At 62.9% G+C, this 16,506-nt stretch carries 15 protein-coding genes and 1 riboswitch; of the genes, 7 read left to right on the top strand and 8 right to left on the bottom strand.

The features are described 5' to 3' along the window. The 3 genes from AF337_RS12105 to AF337_RS12095 form a co-directional block, all read left to right on the top strand. Window positions 1-549, top strand: a 549-nt coding sequence (locus AF337_RS12105; protein ID WP_244471227.1) for a Gfo/Idh/MocA family protein, incomplete at its 5' end; no start/stop codon positions are given. Between the two features lie 10 nt (window positions 550-559). Next, window positions 560-1,654 carry a Gfo/Idh/MocA family protein gene (locus tag AF337_RS12100; RefSeq protein ID WP_049732328.1) on the top strand — a complete coding sequence of 365 codons (1,095 nt, stop codon included), beginning with the start codon at window positions 560-562 and terminating at the stop codon, window positions 1,652-1,654. Window positions 1,655-1,668: 14 nt separating this feature from the next. Continuing rightward, window positions 1,669-2,064 (top strand): VOC family protein, encoded by a 396-nt coding sequence (locus AF337_RS12095; protein WP_049732325.1) that lies wholly within the window; start codon window positions 1,669-1,671, stop codon window positions 2,062-2,064. Window positions 2,065-2,278: 214 nt separating this feature from the next. Here AF337_RS12095 and atzF read toward each other — a convergent pair whose 3' ends face one another. The 8 genes from atzF to AF337_RS12055 all read right to left on the bottom strand — a co-directional run bounded on the left by atzF (window position 2,279) and on the right by AF337_RS12055 (window position 13,211). Beyond that, window positions 2,279-4,084 carry an allophanate hydrolase gene (gene atzF, locus AF337_RS12090; protein ID WP_049732327.1) on the bottom strand — a complete coding sequence of 602 codons (1,806 nt, stop codon included), beginning with the start codon at window positions 4,082-4,084 and terminating at the stop codon, window positions 2,279-2,281. A gap of 2 nt (window positions 4,085-4,086) precedes the next feature. Beyond that, window positions 4,087-7,626, bottom strand: coding sequence for an urea carboxylase (gene uca, locus AF337_RS12085; protein WP_049732324.1), 3,540 nt, complete (start codon window positions 7,624-7,626; stop codon window positions 4,087-4,089). Between the two features lie 3 nt (window positions 7,627-7,629). Then, window positions 7,630-8,280, bottom strand: a complete 651-nt coding sequence (locus AF337_RS12080) for an urea amidolyase associated protein UAAP2 (RefSeq protein ID WP_049732326.1) — start codon at window positions 8,278-8,280, stop codon at window positions 7,630-7,632. A gap of 12 nt (window positions 8,281-8,292) precedes the next feature. Further along, on the bottom strand, window positions 8,293-9,114 hold the full coding sequence (locus tag AF337_RS12075; RefSeq protein WP_049732323.1) for an urea amidolyase associated protein UAAP1: 822 nt from the start codon (window positions 9,112-9,114) through the stop codon (window positions 8,293-8,295). Continuing rightward, window positions 9,111-9,941 carry an ABC transporter ATP-binding protein gene (locus AF337_RS12070; protein ID WP_049732322.1) on the bottom strand — a complete coding sequence of 277 codons (831 nt, stop codon included), beginning with the start codon at window positions 9,939-9,941 and terminating at the stop codon, window positions 9,111-9,113. Before AF337_RS12070 ends, AF337_RS12075 begins: the two co-directional genes overlap by 4 nt. After that, on the bottom strand, window positions 9,938-10,756 hold the full coding sequence (locus tag AF337_RS12065) for an ABC transporter permease (RefSeq protein ID WP_049732321.1): 819 nt from the start codon (window positions 10,754-10,756) through the stop codon (window positions 9,938-9,940). The genes AF337_RS12070 and AF337_RS12065 overlap by 4 nt, the downstream gene beginning before the upstream one ends. Window positions 10,757-10,818: 62 nt before the next feature. After that, window positions 10,819-11,892, bottom strand: coding sequence for a putative urea ABC transporter substrate-binding protein (locus AF337_RS12060; RefSeq protein ID WP_049732320.1), 1,074 nt, complete (start codon window positions 11,890-11,892; stop codon window positions 10,819-10,821). Window positions 11,893-11,966: 74 nt separating this feature from the next. After that, window positions 11,967-12,075, bottom strand: a riboswitch (guanidine-I (ykkC/yxkD leader). Window positions 12,076-12,290: 215 nt separating this feature from the next. Continuing rightward, a complete protein-coding gene (locus tag AF337_RS12055; RefSeq protein WP_049732319.1) occupies window positions 12,291-13,211 on the bottom strand; it encodes a helix-turn-helix domain-containing protein in 921 nt (306 codons plus the stop codon). 86 nt (window positions 13,212-13,297) lie between these two features. Between AF337_RS12055 and AF337_RS12050 the strand changes: the two genes are divergently transcribed. The 4 genes from AF337_RS12050 to AF337_RS40215 all read left to right on the top strand — a co-directional run. Next, a complete protein-coding gene (locus tag AF337_RS12050; protein WP_049732318.1) occupies window positions 13,298-14,572 on the top strand; it encodes an extracellular solute-binding protein in 1,275 nt (424 codons plus the stop codon). 82 nt (window positions 14,573-14,654) lie between these two features. Continuing rightward, window positions 14,655-15,515, top strand: coding sequence for a carbohydrate ABC transporter permease (locus AF337_RS12045; protein WP_012560130.1), 861 nt, complete (start codon window positions 14,655-14,657; stop codon window positions 15,513-15,515). After that, a complete protein-coding gene (locus tag AF337_RS12040; protein WP_049732317.1) occupies window positions 15,512-16,348 on the top strand; it encodes a carbohydrate ABC transporter permease in 837 nt (278 codons plus the stop codon). Before AF337_RS12045 ends, AF337_RS12040 begins: the two co-directional genes overlap by 4 nt. A 12-nt stretch (window positions 16,349-16,360) precedes the next feature. Next, a partial coding sequence (locus AF337_RS40215) for an ATP-binding cassette domain-containing protein (RefSeq protein ID WP_152971014.1) occupies window positions 16,361-16,506 on the top strand: 146 nt, incomplete at its 3' end.

Raw genomic sequence — 16,506 nt, 5'->3', positions numbered from 1 at the left:
CACCGGCTGCAACTGCCGACCCGGCCGGACTGGTTCTTCGATCCGGAAGCCTTCGGCGGCATCATCGTCGACATCGCCTCGCACCAGGTCGATCAGTTCCTGTTCTATACCGGCTCGACCTCGGGCGAAGTCATCGCCAGCTCGATCGGCAATTTCGGTATGCCCGACAAGCCTGATTTCCAGGATTTCGGCGAAGTGCTGCTGCGCTCCGACAGAGCGGCGGGTTATGTTCGCGTCGACTGGTTCACCCCGGAGGCGCTGCCGACCTGGGGCGACGGACGCCTGACCATCCTCGGCACCGAAGGCTATATCGAACTGCGCAAATATATCGATATCGCCGGCCGGCCGGGCAAGGATCACCTCTTCCTCGTCAACGGCAAGGAGATGACCCATATCGATTGCAGCGATGAAAAACTCGATTATTTCGATGCTTTCACCGCCGATGTCGACAACCGCACGCAGACGGCGATGACGCAGGATCATGTTTTCGAAGTCTGCCGCCTTTCGCTCGAAGCCCAGTCGAAAGCCGCGCGCATCGGCGCTCGCTGAGGAGGATATGATGACGAGGAAACTACGCGTCGGCGTCATCGGCGCAGGCATTGCCGCGCGGCATCTGGCCGGCTTCGGCTGGAACAAGGATCTCTTCGAGGTCCCCGTGCTCTGCTCGCTCGATGAGGAGCGCGGCAGGGCGCTGTGCGAGGAATATGGCATCGGCGAGTACACGCAGGATACGGATTCGCTGTTTGCCCGCGACGATCTCGATATCATCGACATTTCGACGCCGCCGAGCTCGCATTTCGAACTCTGCCGCAAGGGTATCGAGTCCGGCAAGCATGTGATCTGCGAGAAACCGCTCTTCGGCTCGATCGCCGAGGTCGACGAGATGGGCCGCATCCTCGCCCGTTTTCCCGGGAGGAAGCTGATGCCGATCTTCCAGTATCGCTACGGCTCCGGCCTGCAGAAGCTGAAGCTGCTGATTGAAAGCGGCCTCGCCGGCAAGCCGTTCCTGACGACGATCGAGACCCATTGGTGGCGCGGCCCGGATTATTATGCCGTGCCGTGGCGCGGCAAATGGGCGACCGAACTGGGTGGCGGCCTGCTCGGCCACGCGATCCACGCCCATGACATGCTGAATTATGTGCACGGCCCCTGCGCCGAGGTGTTTTCCTATGGCGCGACTCTGGTCAACCCGATTGAGGTCGAGGATACGGCTGCCCTTTCGGTGAAGATGCAGAACGGCTCGCTGGCGACGCTGTCGATGACACTCGGCTCGCGCAAGGAGATCTCGCGGCTGCGCTTCTGCTTCAGCGATCTCGTCGCCGAAAGCATTCTCGAGCCCTATACGATGGGCCGCGATCCCTGGGTCTTCACCGCGGGAACCGAAAAGCATCAGGCGAAAATCGACGCGGCGCTTACAGCCTATATACCTGGCGAGGACGGCTACACCCGTCAGTTCGAGCTCTTCCATAAGGCGATCGTCGAGGATACCGAGCCGCCGGTGACGCTGCAGGATGCCCGCAATTCGCTGGAGCTGGTGACATCAGCCTATTTCTCGCAGCGCACCGGTCGGCCGACGCCGCTGCCGATCGCCGCCGATCATCCGCTTTACCGATCCTGGCTTCCGGAAGACGAACGCGGGTCGGCCGCCGGATGAACGGGAGGCGCTCCATGCTGAAATCCTTCGAGCATGTCGGCATGACGGTCAGCGACATGGACCGCACGGTCGATTTCTACTGCGGCATGCTCGGCCTGCGCCTGCATCTGCGCAAGGTCATGGCCGACGGCGGAGAGATCGCCTTTCTCGATGCCGGCGGCGGCATGCTCGAAATCGTCGCACCGGCAGATGGTGCGGCAAGGGCTGTGGATGTGCCGGAGGGCACGGCCGGCCTGCGTCACCTGACCTTCCTGTTCGACAGCGTCGACGAGACCTTCGCCCGGCTGGAAAAGGCCGGCGTCGAGATCAAGGAGCGGCCGCGCCTGGCCGTTAACGCCGAGGTGTTGCACAAGGTGGCCTTTCTGCGCGATCCCGACGGCATTCAGATCGAGCTCGCCGAAAAGCGCTAAAGCGCGTCGCATTACACTTGATCCATGTGACGCGCTTTAGCTCTTTGTTTTGATGCATGTCGTTATCCCGGAACCGCTGCACACTTCCGGGCGACATGCATTAAGCCGTCAGCGTTGGCCGGGCCTGCCGATCGCCTTGGTTCGCGCGATCAGCCCCGCCAGGAGAAGCGCGCCCAGCTGCTTGAACATCGTCGCCATTTTTTGATCCTCACGCTCAGCTCGCCAATCTGGCGCTGATATAGCTGCGCCAGCCGCCGAGCGAGGTGATGTCTTCGGCGCCCTTCACCGCATGTGCCTCGCAGAGAAAACCGGAGACACTCGTGCCGTCGTCAAGCACTACCTTTCCGATGCCGAGCGGCGCCGGGATCTTTTGGACAAAGCGCCCGAAGGCATCGGCCGGCAGTGCCCAGACCTCAACCTCCAGGCCGGTGCCCTTGTGGCCAGGTTCGCGGATGAGGCCTGGCTTAGGCGGCACCGTGTCCGGCAGCACAAAGAGACGGTATTCGCCTGATGTGCTGCAGGCCTTGACCAACCGGGCGCCGGCGCCGGTCAGCTCATGATTGAGCGGCATGCCGGTCAGATGCGCGCCGACGACGACGATTTCGACGAAGCCGTCATCGATGGCCGCAAAGCGGCTCGCCCCAGGGATCGCCGCCTGCCGGTCGATACCCATGCCGGCGGCGGCGGCGCGATGCAGCGCATCAGCAAGCGGCGCCAGCGCATCGTCGGTGAAAGCAGGCGCGATCACTGTCACACCGCCCGGCAGGCCACCCTTTCCGAAGCCGGCCGGAACGGCGATCGCCGCGCAATCGAGCAGGTTGACGAAATTGGTGTAGCGGCCGAGACGGCCGTTGAGCACCACAGGATCGGCCTGCATGTCTGCGACCGTATAGGTGGTCGGCGCGGTCGGCAGCAGAAGCACATCAGCCTTTTCCCATTCGGCCTCGGTCTTTCGGCGCAGTTCTTCCAGCCGATATCGGCCCTTGAAAGCATCGACCGCTGATTTGCCCCTCGCGCCCTCGATAATCCCCCGCACCGTCGGGTCGAAATCGGCTGCGTTCGTGGCGAGGAAGTCCTCGACCGCCGCCAGGCGTTCGGCGACCCACGGCCCGTCATAAAGCAGGGCGGCGGCCTCGCGGAAGGGTGCGTAGTCGAAAGCCACGATGGTCGCGCCGAGCGCTCTGGCCCGCTCGATCGCCTGGTCGTAAAGCGCCTCCACCTCCTTATCGCCGAAGAATTCCCGTTCCGCGCCGGTCAGGACGCCGATGCGCAACCCCGACACCGGCAGCGTCGCCGGCTTGGCGCGACGGGAGAAAGGATCGGCAGCGTCAAATCCCTCGGCGACCCTGCGGATCGCAATACCGTCGCCGACGGTCGGCGCGAAGATCGTGATGCAGTCGACACTCCTGCAGGCCGGAATGGCGCCGGTATTCGGAAGAAGCCCCGGCGTCGGCTTGATGCCGACCAGATTGTTGAGCGCAGCCGGCACGCGGCCGGAGCCTGCCGTATCCGTGCCGAGCGCGAAGGCGGCGAGGCCGGAGGCAACCGTGACCGCTGATCCCGAGCTCGAGCCGCCGGAGATATAGGCCTTATCGAAGACCGAACGTGGCGCCCCATAGGGCGAGCGCGTGCCGTTGAGGCCGGTCGCGAACTGGTCGAGATTGGTTTTGCCGATCACGATAGCGCCGGCTGCCTTCAATCTGGCGACAACGGTGGAATCGGCGTCCGGCCGATATTCATAGGCCGGGCAGGCGGCGGTCGTCGGCAGGCCGGCGGCATCGATATTGTCCTTCACCGCGAAGGGCACGCCCCAGAGCGGCAGGCTGTTTGCCTCAGGCGCGCGCGCCATCAGCGCTTTGGCGGCAGAGCGCAACTCGTCATCCGGCACCGGGGTGATGAAGATTGCCGGATCTTCCGAGGCGGCGCGGCGGGCGATCACCTCTTCGATGATGTCGAGCGGCGTCAAGCCGGATCGATACGCGGCACGAAGGCTTGAGAGATCGAGAATAGTCGGCAGCATGTTCAGCATTCCTCCAGGACGACGATGATATCGCCGGCTTTGACGTTTCTCCCCGGCCCGGCGCGCAGGTCGCGGACGCGGCCTGCCGCATGGGCGGTGACGTTGATTTCCATTTTCATCGATTCAATGATGGCAAGTGTGTCGCCGGCCGCAACCGGGGCGCCCGGCTCGACCAGCAATTTCCAGATATTGCCGGGCACGGCGCTGGCGACGCCGAAGCATCCGTCGGGAATATCCGCGTCCGGATTTTCGCTCGTGCCTTCATCGGCGACGAAGCTGTCGAGCCCGGCCTCCTTCCAGTGCTGGCGTTCGGCATCGAAGGCCGCCTGCTGCGCCGCCTTGAAGCGGCCGATGGATGCCGCATTCGCCTGCAGCTCCTTGTCATAGGCGGCATAGGAGAACTCCGTCTCTTCGATCCTGACAGGATAGCCGCCATGCGGGAAGGCGGCGCGCGCCTCGGTCAGCTCCTGATTGCTGACGGGGAAGAAACGGATCTGGTCGAAGAAGTTCAGCAGCCAGGGCTTGCCCTTGGCGAAGGCCGGCGTTTCCCGCCAGGTGTTCCACACCTGGATGGTCCGGCCGAAGAGCTGATAGCCGCCCGGTCCCTCCATGCCGTAGATGCACATATAGGCCCCGCCGATGCCGACCGCGTTTTCCGGCGTCCAGGTGCGGGCGGGGTTGTATTTGGTCGTGACGAGGCGATGGCGCGGGTCGATCGGGGTCGCAACCGGAGCGCCGAGATAGACATCGCCGAGACCCAGAACGAAGTAGCTCGCATCGAAGACGATATTGCGGACGGCCTGTTCGTCGGGAAGACCGTTGATGCGGCGGATGAACTCGATGTTATCGGGGCACCAGGGCGCATTTGGGCGGACGAGCTCCTGATACTTGCGCATGGCAAGCGCCGCATCCGGATCGTTCCACGACAGCGGCAGATGCACGATACGGCTCGGCACCTTGACATCCTGTGCCGCCGGCAGCGTCATCTCGATCTCGGCGAGCAGCCCGAGCAGGCGCCGGCGCGTCAGCTGCGTGCCGTCATAGTGGATCTGCAGCGAGCGGATGCCTGGCGTGAGATCGACGATCCCGGGCAAGCGAGCCGCGACGACGGCCTGCATCAGCAGATGAACCCGCAGCCGGAGCGCGATGTCGAGCGTCATCGGCCCATATTCGACGAGCAGATTGTCGTCACCCTGGCGGCGATAGACGACCGTGACCGGGCCATCGTCGCTGACGCCGACGATCGGCGAACCCGTCTCTTCCGCGATCCGCCGCACCGCCGGGCCGGCGATCGGGTCTTCCGGCCGGGCCACGGCATGAAAACGGATACGGTCGCCGGGCTTGAACTGCCCCATCTTCCATTGCTCCTCACGCGCGATCACGGCCGGGCAGACGAACCCGCCAAGGCTCGGACCGTCGGGCCCGAGAATGATCGGCATATCGCCGGTGAAATCGATCGCGCCGATCGCATAGGCGTTGTCGTGTAGGTTGGAGGGGTGAAGCCCCGCCTCGCCACCGTCGCGACGTGCCCAAAGCGGGGCGGGGCCGATGAGGCGCACACCGGTGCGGGCGCTGTTGAAATGCACTTCGTAGGGAGCGGAGAACAGCGTCTCGATATCGCTATCCTCGAAGAAATCCGGTGCACCGTGCGGGCCGTAGACGAGGCCGACATCCCATTCTCGGGACAAGGCAGCCGGCTCGGCTGCAGCCTTGGCCGGTTCCACCGGTGCCTGCCGGGCGAAATGCAGCACATGCCCCGTCTTCAGCGTGCCGGTGGCGTTGCCGCCGAATTGGCCCAAGCCGAAAGTAGCGCGCGAGCCGAGCACGACCGGCGCGGCAAAACCGCCGGCAACGGCAAGATAGGCGCGCTGCCCCGGTCCTTCGATCGCACCGACCGACAGCACCTGACCGGCCCGGATCAGGACCGGCTCGTCGTGGGGAAGCCTGACCCCATCGCATGTCATCGCCATCCGCGCTCCGGCAAGCGCGATCGTCTGGTCGGCATAAAATCGCAGCGTCGGACCGGAAACCGTCAGTTCCAGCGCGGCCGTCTGATCGGCATTACCGACCAGCCGGTTGGCGTGGCGGAAGGAGCGCTCGTCCATCGGCCCGCTCGGCGGCACGCCGACATGCCAAAGGCCGAGCCGGCCCGGCAGCTCCTGAATGCTCGATTGCGCACCGGGCGCGATAACCTCGACGATATCGGGAACGAAGGCGAAGTCGCGCAGCGCCGTCGTCGCCACCTTACCGCCGGCAAGCAGTTCGGAAGCGGCGATCGCCCTGAGATAATCGAGATTGGTTTCGATGCCGGATATCGCTGTCGCGGCAAGCGCTGCCTTCAGCTTCTCGATCGCCGCCGGCCGATCCTCCGCCGCCACGATCAGCTTGGCAAGCATCGGGTCGTAGAAGGGCGTCACCTCAGTTCCCCTCTCTATCCAGCCGTCGACACGGGCCCCTTCCGGAAAGACAACCTCGGTGAGCAGGCCGGCGCTCGGGCGGAAATCGGCATGCGGCATCTCGGCATAGATGCGCATTTCGATCGCCGCACCCTTCGGCGTCAGGTCGCTCGCGCCCGAGAGCACGTCCTCGCCCGCCGCCTGCCGGATCATCCACTCGACGAGATCGATGCCGAAGACGGCTTCGGTGACCGGATGCTCGACCTGGAGGCGGGTATTGACCTCGAGGAAATAGAATTCCTCGCGCTGGGGGTCATAGATGAATTCGACGGTGCCGGCCGATTCATAGGAGACCGAAGCTCCCAAGTCGACCGCCGCCTTGTGCAGCCGCGCCCGTGTTTCCGCCGACAGGCCGGGGGCAGGCGTTTCCTCGACGACCTTCTGGTTTCGCCTCTGCAGCGAGCAGTCGCGCTCTCCGAGCGCGATCACTGTGCCCTTGCCGTCGCCGAAGATCTGCACCTCGACATGGCGGGCTTCGGCAACGAAACGCTCGATATAGACGCGCGCGTCGCCGAAGCTGGCGCGCGCCGTTCGCTGCACGCTTTCGAAAGAGGCCTTGAGACCGGCCGCATCGGCGCAGAGCTGCATGCCGATACCGCCGCCGCCGGCCGTGCTCTTCAGCATGACGGGATAACCGACGGTCTCGGCGGCCAGGAGCGCCTCTTCGACACTCCGCAGCAGATCGGTGCCGGGCAGCAGCGGCACGCCGCTCGCTTTCGCCAATTCACGCGCTGTGTGCTTCAGGCCGAAAGCCGACAGATGCTCCGGCCGCGGGCCGATGAAGGCGATGCCTTCGGCGGCGAGCCGCTCGGCAAAGCCGATATTTTCCGAGAGGAAGCCGTAGCCCGGATGCACGGCCTCGGCGCCGGTCGCCTTGCAGGCGGCGATGACGGCATCGACGTCGAGATAGCTTTCTCCAGCAGGCGCCGGGCCGAGGCGCACGGCTTCGTCGGCGAGCAGCGCCGGCTTCGAGAAGCGATCGGCATCGGAATAGACGGCAACCGAGGCGATGCCCATCCTCTTCAATGTCCGGATCACCCGGACGGCGATTTCGCCACGATTGGCGATGAGAACCTTGGCGAACATCGATCAGTCCTCGCCGTCCCAGATCAGCACCCGGATCGGTGTCGGATCGAAGCCGTTACAGGGATTGTTGACCTGCGGGCAGTTGGAGATGACGCAGAGCACGTCCATTTCAGCCACCAGTTCGACATAGTCGCCGGCCGCGGAAATGCCGTCGACGATGGTCATCTCGCCGTTCGGCTTGATCGGGACGTTCATGAAGAAATTGATGTTCGGCACGATATCGCGCTTGCTCATGCCGTGCCGGGTCACCTCGAGCACGAAATTGTCGCGGCAGGCATGCAGGTATTTTGTGCCGTGGCCGAAGCGCACCGTGTTGCTTTCGCAGGAGCAAGCCCCGGCGGAGGTATCGTGCCGGCCGCAGCTGTCGGCCGTCATGACAAGCATGACGTTGCCCTCGTTCGAGACGATCTTCGTGCCGGCGCCGATATAGGCGCCGCCCTGCGCCCGCATCGTGTCCTGGTTGGAATAGCGCTCGGCAAAATCATCGGCGCGATAAAACAGCGTGTCGATCGCCTGCTGGCCGTAGCTGTCTTCGATGCGGATCGTCTGCCCCTTGCGCACGATGCCGGACCACGGCGCTTCGGCCGGGATGAAATGATCCTGCACCGCGTTTTCGAGGCTGCGTGAAGCTGAAGTCTTGATGAAATCGGTCATCGTCATCCCTCCTCAGGCCAGCATCGCGGCGTTGTTCTCGAAGCCGCGAACGGCCTCGGCGGTCGCCGTGCGCGCGAGGTCGTCGACGGCGGGCGCACCTGCACGAAAGCGCGTCACGATGACCGGCTTCGGCGCATAGACCGGATCTGGATCGAGCGGATGCGGGCAATTGGAAAAGCCGACGATCATGTCCATTTCGGCGCGCAGTTCGGCATAATCGCCGCTATTGGAAAGTTTGCCGCGCCAGTGGAAGCCACCCTCGTCGTTGACGCGGACGGAAGCGAACAGATTGAGAATCCCAGGGATATCGCGCCTGGTGAGACCGAGCTTGCCGGCGACGAGCACGAGATTGTCGCGGGTGTTGCGGGTCTTGACGCCGGGATATTTTATGGCGTTCGAGGCCGCCGTCGAGCCGCCCATCAGGCAGTCATGAGCACCGGAACTGTCCTCGATCAGCGAAAACATCACCCGGCCCATATCCGAAAAGATGACGCGTCCCTTGCCGAGAGCGGTCGTCCACTGAACCTTGACCGTATCGACGAGATTGAGCCGCTCACTCGTGTCAGCGGCGTTCCAGGCGACGAGCGCCACGGTCGATCCGCCGTCGCCCTGGTCGATGCGGAGCGCTTCGCCGCGCTTCAGCGCGGTCGACCAATACCAGCCGCCGGGAATGGTCTCCTGATGGATGATCGCCGCGGCATCGATGGCGGGGGCGGGCAGGGGGCTCGGCGCCGGCAGGGCCTTCGGCGCGAATTCCAGCCCCTTCTTCTGATGTTCCTCGTAACGCTGCCGGTTGGCTGATATTTTTTCGGGCGAACGTCTGACATGCATCATGGTTTTTCTCCTGACGGACTGGAAGCCGGGTCGTCCCGGCGATGGCCCAGAGAAATGACCGGGCCGTCCCGGTCGGGGCTGAAGATGGAAGGCGCGCCGGCGAGCCGGGGCGGCCAGATGGAAATGTCCTTGGTGATGGTCGCGCCGTAACGCTCCTTCTCCTCCGGGCGGTCACGCCGGCGCTCGAAGGCGACGACGCGCGTCGCCAGCGTGAAGGCCTCGCGCATATCGTGCGTCACCATGACGACGGTCATCTGCGTTTCGTGCCAGAGCCGCTTCATCAAGGTATGGATTTCGGCGCGGATGCCGGGGTCGAGCGCCCCGAAGGGCTCGTCGAGCAGCAGCACTTTCGGCTTCATGATCAGCGCCTGCGCCAGCGCCAGGCGCTGCTGCATGCCGCCGGAAAGCTGTGCCGGGTATTTGCTCTCGGCGCCGGCAAGGCCGACTTCGCCGATCAACCGCCGCGCCTCGTCGACCGCGCTGCGGCGGGCAGCGCCGAAAAGCTTTGCCTTGTAGCGCGCCGTGGAAAATTCGCGGCCGAGCAGCACATTGCCGAGCACGGTCAGATGCGGGAAGACGGAGTAGCGCTGGAAAACGACGCCGCGATCCGGCCCCGGCTCAAGCGGCAGCGCTTCGCCGTCAAGCCGTATAGTGCCCCGCGTCGGTCGTTCCTGGCCAAGCAGCATGCGCAGGAATGTCGTCTTGCCGCAGCCGGACGGGCCGACAAGCGCGACGAAGGCGCGCGAGGCGACGGTCAGCGACACGTTCTCAAGCACGATCTGGTCGCCATATTCCTTCCAGACCCTTTCGATCACCAGTTCGCTCATGCCTGCTTCTCCAGCTCAGACCAGGGGAAGAGAGCGATGCGGATGCGTTCGAGGATGTAATTCATGACCACGGCGAGCAGGGTGATCCAGACGACATAGGGAAAGATCACGTCCATGGAGAGGTAGCGGCGCACGAGGAAGATGCGGTAACCGAGGCCGGAATCCGACGAAATCGCCTCTGCCGCAATCAGGAACAGCCAGGCAGGGCCGAGCTGAAGCCGAAGACAGGTAATCAGCCGCGGCAGGATCTGCGGCAGCACGACGCGAAGGCCGATCTGCCAGGAAGAGCCGCCGAGCGTTTCAGCCTTGACGATCTGTTCGCGCGGCAGTTCCAGCGCCTTCAGCGCGAGGTCTCGGATCATCGTCGGCGCAACGCCGATGGCGATGAGCGCGATCTTGGAGGCTTCTCCAAGCCCCATGACGATGAAGAGAATCGGCAGCAGCGCCAGCGGCGGCACCATCGAGATGACGGCGACGAAAGGAGAGAGCAGCGCCCTGAGATAAGGCAGCATGCCGATCAGCATACCAATGACGACGGCGGTGACGGTGGAGATGCCGAGACCGGCAAACAACCGCACCAGGCTCGCCGCCGTATCCGACCACAGCAGGTATTCGCCGGTGCGCGGATCGGCGACGAAGACCAGGCGATCGATCGCATCGGCGAAATCTGCGAAGCCCGGCAGCAGCTTGTCGTTGGCGTTTTCTGCCAGTCGCGCCGCCGAGCCGAAAGCATAGGCGACGATCAGCAGCACGAAGGGCAGCAGCGTCAAGGCAAGCTGCGCACCCCGGCTCGGCCTCGTGTTGATCCAACGCATGAGAGAAGCTCCGCTGATGAAGGATGGCGGCGTGGGCAAGCCACGCCGCTCTCGAAGATTGCTCAGAGCGAAGCGTCGGCGGCCGCTTTCATATAGGTCTCGGTAAAGCGCAGCTTGACGTTGCCGCTGTCGCCGAGAACCTTGCCATCCGGCATTTCGATGCCGATCACATCAGCGGACGGCGCGCCGCTGCCGAGCAGACCCTTTTCGAACAGGAAGGTGCGGACGAGATCCATCGTCCTCGGCAGGCTGCCCGACGCGGTAAAAGCAACCGCATCGACCGGCTTGGCAAACAGCTTGGTGGCGGCAAGCTGGGATTCGAAGCCCTTGAGATCGGTGCCCGATGCCTGGCCCATCGCCTCGCGCGCGGCCTTGCCGTCGGCGCTGTCGGCGGTCAGCAGCGCTGCCGTCTCATACCAGATGCCGGCAAGCGCCTTGCCGAAATTCGGATTGTCTTTCAGCACGCCGGTGTTGGCGACCATCAGGTCGATGATCTCGCCCGGCACCTGCGAACTGTCGAAGACCTTCTTGGCCGTGGGATCTTCGAGGATGGTCGAGACCAGCGGATTCCAGGTGACGACAGCCGTTACGTCAGCCGTTTTGTAGGCCGCAACCATATCGGCATCGGAAGTGTTGACCACTTTGACGTCGCGCTCGGTCATCTTGATGCTTTCGAGCGCGCGGGCCAGCAGATAGTGCGAGACGGAGAATTCGACGAGATTGACGTTCTGGCCCTTGATGTCGGCAAGGCTCGCCTTGTCTTTCAGGATGACGGCGTCATTGCCGTTCGAGAAGTCGCCGACGATCACGGCTGTGGTATCGACGCCGCCGGCGGCCGGGATCGACAGTCCGTCCATATTGGTCAGCGTCACGGCATCGAAGGCGCCGGCCGTATACTGGTTCATCGATTCGACGTAGTCGTTGAACTGGGTGACCTCGATCTTGATGCCGTATTTGTCGGCCCATTTCTTGACGATGCCGTGATCGGCCGCGTATCCCCACGGCATCCAGCCGACATAGATCGACCAGGCGACCTTGAAATCGGTCTTCTGTTCGGCCTTCGCGATGGGGCCGAAGCCGAGCGCCAAGGATGCCGCCAGTGCGGTGATGGATAGAAGCTTCGAAAAAGTCTGCATTGAAATTCCCCTTTTGCTTTTCGTCAAAAGGGATCGGCAATGACCATCGTGCCGCCAATCCCTTGGCTTACGAGGTCTCCCGGGCTTTTATCCCGCCGTGCACCCGGCGGGATGTCTCCCCCGCCGGTGGTAGCTCTCGGACCAGCCGCGCCCTGCGACGCCGGAACCCTAGCCACCAACTCTGCAACTATCGAAGCAAAGGGTGTGCCAAACTATAAATTGTTGAATTCATTGAGGGTGAACCGGCGCTCTTTTTCCGGCTGCCTGCATAGTGCATGCACTTGCACAGAAAATGCGCACTTTCTGCCGCCACCTTAGGCGCCGACGTCTTTCTGCTTAGAGGAAAGGCAAGCGGCCAGCAGAAGACGTGGAATGCCGAATTGCGACACGTCCCCGATCTAGTTCCGGAAGGCGCCGGCCGGGACCGTCGTCACCAGTCGGATATCGCGGCGGAAGTCCGATGGCGACATGCCGGCGATGTGACGGAAGGATTTGTTGAAGGCGCTGATCGAGCCGAAGCCGCTGTCCATCGCCACCTGCAGCACGTTGGCGCCCTCGCTCATCAGCATCGCCTGGGCGCGCGACAGCCTGAGCAGCGTCACATATTTGCTCAGCGTCATACCCGTCGATCGCTTGAACAAGTTCATCGCATATTTCGGATGCAGATCGGCGGCGCGGGCGATATCGACCGAATCGATGTCCTGCAGGAAATTGGCGGCGATGAAATCGCACATGCGCGCAACGCTGCGCGAGGAATTCGGATGCGGTTGATCGCCTTCAAGGCTCGCGACCGTCTTCGATGTCGTCATCGAATAGGGTTCGAGCGCGATGCGCTCGATGCGCAGCAGCAATTCGTCGACCGCGTGCTGGGCCTTGGCGGAATCGCCGGACTTGGAATAGCGGAACCAGCGGGCGAAATTCTCGTTGTCGGCGGCATCGGTCGCCGAGGTCAGCAGCGTTTCGCCCTTCATCAGCCGGCTGGAAATGCTGATCGGCAGACGCAGCCGGAAGAAATAAATGAGCGGCAGATGGGCGCCGGCATAGAGCGAATCATCCGAGGATTCGTCCATCTGATGCGGCTGGCCACCCCAGAAGAGGCACATTTCGCCGGCGTTCAGCCGAAATTCGTGGTCGCTCATCCGATAATGGACAGTGCCGCGCATGACGAAGTTGACCTCAACCTGCGCATGCCAGTGCGGCATGGCCATGACGAGCGGATGGTCATGAAACATCTGCAGCGCCGTCGGCGAACCCTCTATGCTGCTTGCGCCGGGCTGATAGATTGCACTCGTGCCGACCTTACTTTCCGCCAAATCCATGTTCCCTTTTTAGGAGACAGCCGCTCCCTTGCGGATAGTCTAACCGCGTTCGTGAAAAATCGGCAATTGAAAAGGGAGGATTTTCAATGCGCTTCAAACTTCTCGCTGCGACCGCAGCTGTCGCACTGCTTGCTTCCGGCTCCGCATTCGCTGAGCAGGCCAATCTCACCATATGGAGCTGGAATGTCGCCGCATCGGCGTTGAAGTCCACGCTTCCAGGCTTCAACAAACAGTTTCCCGATATCAAGATCACCGTCGAGGACCTCGGCAACAGCCAGGTCTTCGACAAGACGCTGGCTGCCTGCGCCGCCGGCGGCGACGGCCTGCCCGACATCGTCAGCATCGAGAATTTCGAGGCTGAAATCTTCTGGAGCCGTTTCCCGGATTGCTTCGCCAATCTGAAGGAACTTGGCTACACCCCCGAGATCCAGGCAAAATTCCCTGACTTCAAGCGCACCGAGCTCGAAGTCGGCGATGTCGCCTATGCCATGCCGTGGGATTCCGGCCCTGTCGCCGTCTTCTACCGCCGCGATCTCTACGAAAAGGCCGGCGTCGATCCGAGCACGATCAGCACCTGGGACGATTTCATCGCCGCCGGCAAGAAGATTTCCGCCGCCAATCCCGGCGTCGTCATGGCCCAGGCCGACTTCAACGGCGACAGCGAATGGTTTCGCATGATCGCCAACGAACAGGGCTGCGGCTATTACTCGACCGATGGCCAGAATATCACCATCAATCAGCCGGCCTGCGTCGCCTCGCTGCAAAAGGTGAAGGAAATGAAGGATGCCGGAACGCTGACGGCAGCCAACTGGGACGAAAAGATCCAGGCCAATACCGCCGGCAAGGCCGCGAGCCAGCTGTATGGCGGCTGGTACGAAGGCACCGTGCGCTCGACCTCCCCCGATCTCAAGGGCAAGTGGGGCGTCTACAAGATGCCGAGCCTGACGGCCGACGGCCCGCATGCGGCCAATCTCGGCGGTTCGTCGCTCGCCATTTCGGCGACCTCCGCAAACAAGGAAGCCGCCTGGAAATTCGTCAACTACGCGCTTGGCACCAATGAAGGCCAGATCACCATGCTGAAGGAATTCGGCCTGGTGCCGTCGCTGCTTTCGGCTGAAAAAGACCCCTTCATCAGCGAACCGCAGCCCTATTGGGGCGGCCAGAAGGTCTGGGCCGATATCCTGGCGACGCTGCCGAAGATCGTGCCGAGCCGCGGCACCGCTTTCCAGAGCGATGCCGAAGCCATCTTCAAGGCAACACAGACGAAGTTCTTCGCCGGCGGTTATCCGGACGCGAAGGCAGCCCTCGACGATGCCGCCAAGCAGATCGCTTCGGCGACCGGGCTTCCCGTGGCGCAATGAATGACGATGCCGGGCGCTTCGGCGCCCGGCTTTTTCCCGCCTTGCAAGGCGGCCGGTCATTCGTTCGTGAGGAGGAGGCTCGATGCCGTTCAGAACCCGGAGCGCCTATGCGTTCCTTGCCCCCTATCTGCTGGTCTTTGCCACCTTCTGGGTCTGGCCCATCATCAATTCGTTCCTGATTTCCTTTCAGAACACCCGCATCAACCCGTGGAAATACAGTTTCCAAGCCAATTGGGGCCGGCTCTTCTACGACCCGGCCTTTTACAACGCTCTTTATAACACGCTGATCATCCTGGTGATCCAGGTGCCGGTCATGATTGCGCTTGCGACCGTCATGGCCGTGATGCTCAATTCGCCGCTCTTGAAAGCGCGCCCGCTTTTCCGTTTCGCCTTCTTTGCGCCCGTCGTCGTCGGCGAGGTCGCCTATGCCGCCGTGTTCCGGCTGATGTTCAGCCTCGATTTCGGCATCATCAACAAGCTGATCTCCGCTGTCGGCCTCAGCCCGGTTTCCTGGTTCGACAATGCGAACGCCGCCATGGCGCTGATCATTCTCGCCGTCACATGGCGCTGGGCCGGCTATAACGCCATCATCATCCTTGCCGGCCTGCAGTCGATTCCGGACGATGTCTATGAGGCAGCGACGCTCGACCGGGTGAGCAAGGTACAGCAGTTCTTCCACATCACCCTGCCGCTCCTCAAACCGATCATCCTGTTCTGCGTGGTGCTCTCGGTGATCGGCACCATGCAGCTCTTCACCGAGCCCTTCCTCATTACCAATCGCGGCGGCCCCGGCGGCGGCACCGAGACCCTCGGCCTGTTGCTCTACCGCCAAGGCTTTACCTCGCTGAACTTCGGCTATGCCTCGGCGATCGCCTACACGATGGCTTCCCTTGCCGTGGTGATCTCGCTTCTCAATCTCTGGGTCGGGAGGGATCCGAAATGAAATCCAGGTCGCAATCCCTTCTCATGCGCCAGATCGCGCTGCACGCCGCACTGGCGCCGCTTGCACTGATCTGGCTGTTTCCGCTCTGGATGATGTTCGTCTTCTCCACCATGCCGGACAACGGCATTTTCAGCCCCGACATCGTGCTCTGGCCATCGACCAACTTCATCGAGAACTTCAAGAACCTGCAGGCCGATACCGATTTCATCGGCGCCATGACGATCTCCGTCGGCGTCGCGATCATCTATACTTTCCTGTCGGTGATGCTGACCTCGATGGCGGGCTGGGCGCTGGCGCGTTACCGTTTCGTCGGCCGCTCCATCGTCATCGCCATCATCCTCGGCACGATCACGCTGCCCTTCTCCGTGGTCGTCATCCCGCAATTCATCATGGTGGCCCGTGAATTCCGGCTGGCGAACACATGGGTGGCGCTGATCGTGCCGCCGCTGTTCAATTCGCTCGGCGTGCTGTTCATGCGGCAATCCTTTTCGATGATGCCGGGCGAGCTTTTCGATGCGGCCCGTGTCGAAGGCGTCAAGGAATGGCAGATCTTCCTGCGCATCGCCCTGCCGCTGGCGCGCCCGACCATGGCGGCATTGGCGATCATCCTCTTCCTCGCCTCTTGGAACAACTATCTCTGGCCGCTGCTCATCAATTCCAAACCGGGAATGATGACCGCGCCGGTGGCATTGGGAACGCTGATCGGCCTCACCAAGGTTTCCTGGGGCGGCATCATGGCCGGAGCGGTGCTGCTGACGGCGCCGATCCTCGTCGTCTTCGTGGCTCTCCAGCGCCATTTCATCGCCGGCATCGCGGCCGGCGCAATCAAGTAAACGGGAGGCTGCATGGCAGAGCTTTCACTCAGCAATATCGTCAAGCGCTTCGGCGGCTTCGAGATCATCCATGGCGCCGATCTGGAGGTGAAGGACGGGGAATTCGTCGTCTTCGTCGGCCCCTCCGGCTGCGGCAAGTCCACGCTGCTGCGGATGAT

The organism is Rhizobium ecuadorense (assembly GCF_001187535.1).
In the GTDB taxonomy this organism is placed as follows: domain Bacteria; phylum Pseudomonadota; class Alphaproteobacteria; order Rhizobiales; family Rhizobiaceae; genus Rhizobium; species Rhizobium ecuadorense.
This window is presented reverse-complemented; position numbering and strand designations above follow the sequence as displayed.